Genomic DNA, 6744 nt, shown 5'->3' with positions numbered 1-6744 from the left:
TGAACGCTTCTCATCCTGTGGTTCGTGGGTGATGGCGGCTGGTGGTCGGGGGGCCGTAACGCGGCAGGGCTCCTGGTCGTTGCGGCTGGTGATCTCACTCGCCAACGTCTCGACACAGGAGCCCTGTTGGTCCCGTATCGTGCCATGCTCGACGTCCCCCACGAAGTCGTGGAGCACGTTTCCTGGCTCATCTACGCCCGAAGGCGTGAGCTGAACTCCCGCTGGCGGAAGCTGGGCTGCTTCCGCCAGGCCCTGCTGGTCCTGGTGCACCTGCGCAAGAACGAGACCCTGGCCCAGGCCGCAGCGGGGTTCGGCATCTCCACCGCCACCGCCGGCCGGTACGTGAGCGAAACGGTCGACCTCCTCGCCGAGCGCGCCCCGAGCCTGCACGAGGCCCTGCGCGAGCTGCCGCCGGAGGGGTTCGTCATCCTCGACGGCACTTTGATCACTACCAACCGCATCGCGGCGGACGAGCCGTACTACTCGCAGAAGCACCGCCGCCACGGGATGAACGTGCAGGTCATCGCCCGCCCGGACGGCACCCCGCTCTGGTTCTCCCGCGCGACACCGGGCCGCACGCACGACCTGACCGCAGCCCGCGCCCACGGTGTGATCCAAGCCTGCCTGTCCCGTCAGCTCCTCGTCCTGGCCGACCGCGCCTACCAGGGCGCCGGCGCGACCGTCCGCACCCCCTACTACGGTCATCGCGACCTGCCCGAGCACTACCAGCAGTACAACCGCGACCACGCCCGGCTGCGCGCCCCGGGCGAACGCGCCTTCGCCCGCCTCAAGCAATGGCGGATCCTCCGCAAGGCCCGGTGCAGCACCAACCGCATCGGTCGCACGGTCGCCGCCGTTCACGCCATCGAGATCGCCTGGCGCTCAGGATGAGAAGCGTTCACTGACGTGTCGAAGGGCGGCGAACTCTCGGAATGGCAGACGAAGAACTGGCCCGACGATTTCCAGAACTCCTGCGACATGGACCTCTACCGCCTCGACCGTGCGGAATACCAGGAGTCGTTCAAGGAGCTCGTCGAGAAGGAGGGGGAGATATCGGGGGTGTACGCGCAGTCGTTCGGGGCGGTCCGGGCAACGGCTGTGATGCCCGAGCTGGAACGCACCGGCGGCTGGGCGGTGATGGACGCCCCCGCGCCTCCGCCGGGCACGTCCGCGACCACGCTTATGACCGAGCGGAGCCTCGCAGTGGAGGCGGGCTTGCAGGATGTCATGGGATGCGATGAAAGCGATGCGGCCTCCGACTGCCGGCAGAAGCTTCACCGGACGCTCCGGGACATGGGCTACGACGGCACGCAGACCGGTCTCGCCGACGGCGTCGAGGAGTACGAGCGGATGACCGCTCTCTTCTCTCTCTCCCGCGACCTCGGAAAAAACGCTGAACCACTGCGCGAGATCCTGACCAGTTGGCCGGATATCGGCAAGGCGGGCAAAGGGGTCGTAGAGTCCAGCAGCCGTAGCTACACCCGCCGTCACCGCGACGGTCAGGTGCTTCCGGAGTTCGTGGGATACCTCGCCAATGTCTGTACGGCGTACCGGGGTTGGGGAGCAGGCGCGGGGTCGCCGGAGAGGAATCCCCTCGGAGCCGCGCTCTCGGGCATGCACCGTCCGTGCTCGGTGATGCCTGCCGGTGCGGACTCCACATGGACGATGCCCGACGCGGAGGAAGCGCCACGGCTGCTTCTCCTCGTGAACCCCCTGGACCCGGTCAACCCGCCTCATGCGGCGGAAGCATGGGCCGAGAAATACCCTGACGCCGACCGTCTGGATTACAGGTATCCAGGCCACACGAAGGCGCCCGGGGAACTCGACGCAGAGGTTTCCGCCTGGGGCACCGGCTCGGCCGACTGACGGGCCGCAGCGACGGCCGTAAGCCATTCCGTCCGGCGCGCTGCGGGGTGCGGGTCGGCTTCCCGCATGCCGTACCGCATCTTCCGTGCACATGCCCCTGCTACCGCGGCGAATGTCGGACTCTCGTACCGCGGGCGATCCGGTACAGCACGTTCGGGCGCAGTGGTCCTTCGGGTGCGGCGGGGTCGTCGAAGTCGTCGGCCGGGTCCCGGGTCATACCGATCCGGCGCATGACCGCCTGTGAACGAAGGTTGGTGGCTGTGGTCACGGCGAGGACTTCGGGAAGCTCGAGCGTGTCGAAGCCGTAGGCCAGTACCGTCAGTGCGGCCTCGGTGGCGTAGCCCCGGCCCCAGGCCCACCGGGCGAGCCTCCAGCCGATCTCCACTCCGGTGAACGGCATGCCGTCATCCACTTCGTCCAGGCCCGCAAAGCCGATGAACTCGCCTGTGGCCCGCACCTCGACCGCCCACCACCCGTAGCCTCGCCGGTCGAACTCGGCCTGGAACAGTGCCACGGAGGCATCGCTCTGTTCACGGTTGAGTACATCGCCCAAGTGTTCGCGGACCTCGGGATCGGCGTTCATCGCCGCCCATGGTCCGAGGTCGGAGTCACGCCATCGACGAAGGAGGAGGCGATCGGTATGCAGTTCGGCCATGCCGACCAGCCAACGTGAGCCCTCCCTCCGGGGCAATCCCTTTTCCAGGGCGACACGGCTGCGCGGACAGGGCATCCGCGGCTCGCCTCCAAGCTGAACGAAGCGCCCTGACCCGGACTGCGCTTCGGACCGGGCCTGATCTGCCGATGCCGCCCGCGCTCATTCCGATGGTGCATCCGGTGCCGGCCGGTCGGCGGCAGCGAGGCGATTGAGCGTCTCCGCGACGGTGAAGCTCCACCCCACAAGACGAGGACCTGACCAGTTGATCCCGAGCGGTACCGCGTGACGGACGGCCGGGAACCAGCCGCAGCCGGGCGACGGCGGGAGGGGACGGGGAGGGGCGGACGTTCCGGACACTCCGGGGTTCCCCATGCCGGAGGCCAGGGGCGTGATTTGCGGCCAATGGGCGCTTTATGTATCGGTGCACGGCAACGGCCGTAAATCATGCCGTCCGGAATGTTCGCCCCGGACCGGCCCCGACCCCCGCACGCACCCGTACCCGCCCCCACCGCACCGCGCCCCCACCGCACCCCGGCCCAGGTCAGGACTCGGTGAAGCGGTCGAGCTCGCCCGTCTTCACGCTGCGTATGAAGGCGGCCAGCCTCTCGGGCGTGGTGCTCAGAACGGCACCGGGATCGTCGCTCTCGCGCAGCTTGATGGTGCCGTCGTCGCTTGCGGCGACGTAGACGCAGTTGGCGGCCTCGCCGCTGTAGGTGGACTTCTGCCAGGCAAGATTGGACATACGCACACTCCTTCTCAGATCTCTCGGACGATGCGGTGCATCAGGTCACCCAACGCCCGGCACGACCGGATCAGCAAGCCCGCCGGGTATGCCCTGGCCGGGGTGCCGCTGTATCTGCTGGTGGACCGCTGGGCGCCCGGCGGCCCGACCGTGACGCTCTACGGGGAGCCGAAGGAGGACGTCTACCGGGTGCTGCACGCGGGGAAGTTGGGGGACACCATCCACCTTCCCGATCCCTTCGGCCTCACCATCGACACGGGCGTCTTCCCCGTCGGCTGAGCCGGCCGGAAAGACGCCCGCGGGAGGGTGGAGCTCAGCAGGTCCGCGCGACCGCCAGGCGGCGCTGGACCACCGCGCGGCGCGTGGCGTAGAGGGTGACGCCCGCCGCCAGGACCAGGGCGGTCAGGGAGAAGGCGACCGTCGCGCTCCAGCCCGCCGCGTGGTAGGCGATCGCGCCCAGCGTGCCGCCCAGGGAGCTGCCGACGTAGTACGCCATCTGGTAGAGCGCCGAGGCCTGGGCCCGGCCCGTCTTCGCCGTGCGGCCCACCGAGCCGGAGGCGACCGCGTGGCCCGCGAAGAAGCCCGCCGTGACCAGGACCAGGCCCAGCAGTACGGCCGCGAGGCTGTCGCCGAGGGTCAGCAGCAGGCCGGTGGCGGTGGCGCCGATGGCCAGGTAGAGCGCGCCGCGGCGGCCGAGCCGTCCGGTCAGGCGCCCGGCGGCGGCCGAGGAGACGGTGCCGACGAGGTAGATCGCGAAGACCGAGCCGGCCAGGCCCTGGGAGAGGCCGAAGGGCTCGGAGGTCAGCCGGTAGCCCACCACCGTGTAGACCGCGCCGAAGACGGTCATGAACAGCAGGCCGAGGGTGTACAGCCGGACCAGCAGCCCGTCGGACAGGTGGCCGCGCACGGTGCTCAGCAGCTCGGAGGGGCGCAGCGAGGCCGGGGTGAAGTTGTGCGCCCGGGGGATCAGCAGCCGGTAGGCGAGGGCGCACAGCAGGGAGAGCGCGCCGACCGCCGCGAGCCCGGTGCGCCAGCCCCAGCCCTCGGCGACCCAGCCGGTGAGGACGCGGCCGGTCATGCCGCCGACGCTGTTGCCCGCCACGAACAGGCCGATCGCCCCGACCAGCGCGGCCGGCCGTACCTCCTCCGCCAGGTACGCCGTCGCCGAGGCGGGGATGCCCGCGATCGCCACGCCCTGCAGGGCGCGCAGCACGATCAGGACCTCCATGTTGGGAGCGAAGGGCAGCGCGAGCGCGACGGCGACCGCGACCGCCAGGGAGCCCGTCATCAGGGTGCGCCGTCCGAAGCGCTCGGAGAGGGCGGACAGCGGCAGCACGGCCACCGCCAGCGCGATGGTGGCGGCCGAGACGGTCCAGCTCGCCTGCCCCGGCGTCACGCCGAAGTCGGCCGTGAGGGCGGGCAGCAGGGGCTGGGTGGAGAACAGCAGGGCGAAGGTCGCCAGGCCCACGGCGAAGAGGGCGAGGCTGATGCGCCGGGGGGAGGAGGGGAAACGCTCGGGAGAGGCACCTGTGCGGACAGGCGCCCCGGTATCGACGGAAGGCATGTCTCGAACGTACGGTCAGGGATCTGATGCGTCCAATGCACAAAGGTGCCGGTCTTCATGCAGAGATGCATAAGGCGAGCTGGGAGGGTGTCGTGTCACCGGTCGGCAACAGAAAAGACATCTCGGTTACATCCGGCACATCCGGTGACGCACCTCACATCGACCCCGGGTCCTGGGCCGCCGTACTCACCCCGCGGCTGGCGCAGTTCGTAGCCGTGGCCCGGCACGAGCACGTCACGCGGGCGGCCGGTGAGCTGGGGGTGCCGCAGTCCACGCTCAGCCGGGCGATGGCCCGGCTGGAGGACGATCTGGGGGTCGCGCTGTTCGCGCGGCGGGGGCGGACGGTCGCGCTGACGCCGGCCGGGCGCACGTTCCTGGCCTCGGTGGAGCGGGCGCTGGGCTCGGTGGAGCAGGCGGCGGAGGCGGTGCGGGCGGACGCCGATCCGGCGGCGGGGAAGGTGGCGTTCGGTTTCCTGCACACGCTGGGGTCGGAGACCGTGCCGGGGCTGATCCGCTCCTTCCGTGCCGACCATCCCCGGGTGCGCTTCTCGCTGGTGCAGACGTACGGCGAGGCGATGATCGAGCGGCTGCGCGCCGGGGATCTGGACCTGTGCCTGACCTCCCCGGTGCCGGCCGCCCCGGATCTGGTCGCGCGGCGCCTGGACGAGCAGCGGCTGCGGCTGGTGGTGCCCGAGGAGCATCCGCTGGGGCGGCGCAGGCGGGTGCGGCTGGCGGAGGCCGCGCAGGAGTCGTTCATCACCCTGGAGCCGGGCTACGGGATGCGGCGGATCTTCGACGCGCTGTGCGCCGAGGCGGGCTTCAAGCCCCGGATCGCGTTCGAGGGGGAGGAGGCCGAGACGCTGCGCGGGCTGGTCGCCGCCGGGCTGGGGGTGGCTCTGCTGCCGCCTCCGGCCGTGCCCCGGCCAGGGGTGCGGGAGCTGGCGGTCAGTCAGCCGCGGGCGGTGCGGGAGATCGGGGTGGCCTGGGTGGACGGCCGCCCGGACACCCCGCCGGTGGCGGCGTTCCGGGCGTTCCTGCTGAGCCGCCGGGGGCGGCTGCTGGCGTAGGGGGCAGGGGGTGCGCAGGTTGGCCGTACGGACCCTGTGGCGTGCTCAGTGGCGCAGGGAGCGGCCGAAGCCGGCCGCCAGCGGCATCCGCAGGCCCAGCGGCGGCGGGGCCGCCAGCGCGTCGGCCACCGGGCGGGCGAGGTCCCGGTCGCACAGCGAGCCCAGGGTGAAGTCCTCGGCCAGGGCGAGGACCTCCGAGCGGTGCTGGCGCAGCGCGTGGCCGTCGGTGTGGACCTCGAAGCGGCAGACGTCCGGATTGATCTTCTTGGCGCGTATGGCCAGCCGGTAGGAGCGGTCCGGGCCGGTGTGCTCGTCGTCCGTGCCGTGCACGATCAGCACCCGCCGGCCGGCGAGCTGCCGTACCGGTTCCTCGCCGCCGTCCTCGGACACCTCCGGCAGCCAGGGGGCCAGGGCCAGGACGGAGACCACCGCCGGGTGGCCCGCGGCCCGCAGCGCCGCCCGGGCGCCGATGTCCCGGCCCACCAGGCATACGGGGACGTCGCCGTAGCGGCGCAGGATCTCGTCCAGGGCCCACTCGGCGTCCCGCACCGGGTGGGCGTCCGCGCCGTTCCAGCCGCGGTAGCGGTAGTGGAGGAGGTGCGCGACCACCTCGTGTCCCGCCCCCGCCTGCGCCAGCCGCCGCGCCAGCGGCAGCATCGCCGCCGCGGCCCGGCGGGAGCGGCCGCGAGTGCCCCCGGCGGTCCCTCCCGGGAGCAGCAAGGCCACGCCCTGTACCGCGTGGTCGTCACCGAACGCCCGCCCCAGCCGCGCATCCCGGCGCGGCAACGCCTGCTGAGTCACGGCAAAACGATCGCAGAAGCGGGGGTGTACGGGCGGTGCCGGGCGGTCA

General features: G+C 71.6%; 7 protein-coding genes and 1 pseudogene. 4 read left to right on the top strand and 4 right to left on the bottom strand.

Annotated elements, in window-relative coordinates; translation table 11 throughout:
- Positions 1 to 144: 144 nt before the first annotated feature.
- Positions 145 to 891, top strand: a complete 747-nt coding sequence (locus tag CUT83_RS15580) for a transposase family protein (RefSeq protein WP_101254054.1) — start codon at positions 145 to 147, stop codon at positions 889 to 891.
- Between the two features lie 15 nt (positions 892 to 906).
- Complete coding sequence (locus tag CUT83_RS15575; protein ID WP_101256450.1) at positions 907 to 1866, top strand: alpha/beta hydrolase; 960 nt, start codon at positions 907 to 909, stop codon at positions 1864 to 1866.
- Positions 1867 to 1966: 100 nt separating this feature from the next.
- On the opposite strand, the gene CUT83_RS15570 is transcribed toward CUT83_RS15575, so the two are convergent.
- Positions 1967 to 2521 (bottom strand): GNAT family N-acetyltransferase, encoded by a 555-nt coding sequence (locus tag CUT83_RS15570; RefSeq protein WP_101256449.1) that lies wholly within the window; start codon positions 2519 to 2521, stop codon positions 1967 to 1969.
- A 541-nt stretch (positions 2522 to 3062) separates the two neighbouring features.
- Complete coding sequence (locus tag CUT83_RS30320; RefSeq protein ID WP_173915083.1) at positions 3063 to 3263, bottom strand: DUF397 domain-containing protein; 201 nt, start codon at positions 3261 to 3263, stop codon at positions 3063 to 3065.
- A 45-nt stretch (positions 3264 to 3308) separates the two neighbouring features.
- Here CUT83_RS30320 and CUT83_RS30315 point away from each other — a divergent pair.
- Positions 3309 to 3542, top strand: a pseudogene (locus CUT83_RS30315) (Uma2 family endonuclease); the annotation flags it as partial.
- Positions 3543 to 3576: 34 nt separating this feature from the next.
- On the opposite strand, the gene CUT83_RS15555 reads toward CUT83_RS30315, so the two are convergent.
- The gene (locus CUT83_RS15555) at positions 3577 to 4827 is read right to left on the bottom strand and encodes an MFS transporter (protein ID WP_101256446.1); all 1251 of its coding nucleotides are present in this window, start codon (positions 4825 to 4827) and stop codon (positions 3577 to 3579) included.
- 65 nt (positions 4828 to 4892) lie between these two features.
- Here CUT83_RS15555 and CUT83_RS15550 point away from each other — a divergent pair, with 65 nt between their 5' ends.
- Positions 4893 to 5894: a LysR family transcriptional regulator gene (locus CUT83_RS15550; protein ID WP_101256445.1), complete on the top strand. Its 1002-nt coding sequence runs from the start codon at positions 4893 to 4895 to the stop codon at positions 5892 to 5894.
- A gap of 45 nt (positions 5895 to 5939) precedes the next feature.
- Here the strand turns inward: CUT83_RS15550 and CUT83_RS15545 are convergent, their stop codons facing one another.
- A complete protein-coding gene (locus tag CUT83_RS15545; RefSeq protein WP_101256444.1) occupies positions 5940 to 6695 on the bottom strand; it encodes an alpha/beta hydrolase in 756 nt (251 codons plus the stop codon).
- Between the last annotated feature and the right edge of the window lie 49 nt (positions 6696 to 6744).

It is taken from the genome of Streptomyces barkulensis, assembly GCF_002843305.1.
GTDB classification, from domain to species: domain Bacteria; phylum Actinomycetota; class Actinomycetes; order Streptomycetales; family Streptomycetaceae; genus Streptomyces; species Streptomyces barkulensis.
This window is presented reverse-complemented; position numbering and strand designations above follow the sequence as displayed.

Coding starts and splice junctions, on each gene's coding strand:
- CUT83_RS15580 (WP_101254054.1), top strand. CDS start 145: ATGCTCGACGTCCCCCACGAAGTCGTGGAGCACGTTTCCTGGCTCATC.
- CUT83_RS15570 (WP_101256449.1), bottom strand. CDS start 2,521: ATGGCCGAACTGCATACCGATCGCCTCCTCCTTCGTCGATGGCGTGAC.
- CUT83_RS30320 (WP_173915083.1), bottom strand. CDS start 3,263: ATGTCCAATCTTGCCTGGCAGAAGTCCACCTACAGCGGCGAGGCCGCC.
- CUT83_RS15555 (WP_101256446.1), bottom strand. CDS start 4,827: ATGCCTTCCGTCGATACCGGGGCGCCTGTCCGCACAGGTGCCTCTCCC.
- CUT83_RS15550 (WP_101256445.1), top strand. CDS start 4,893: ATGCATAAGGCGAGCTGGGAGGGTGTCGTGTCACCGGTCGGCAACAGA.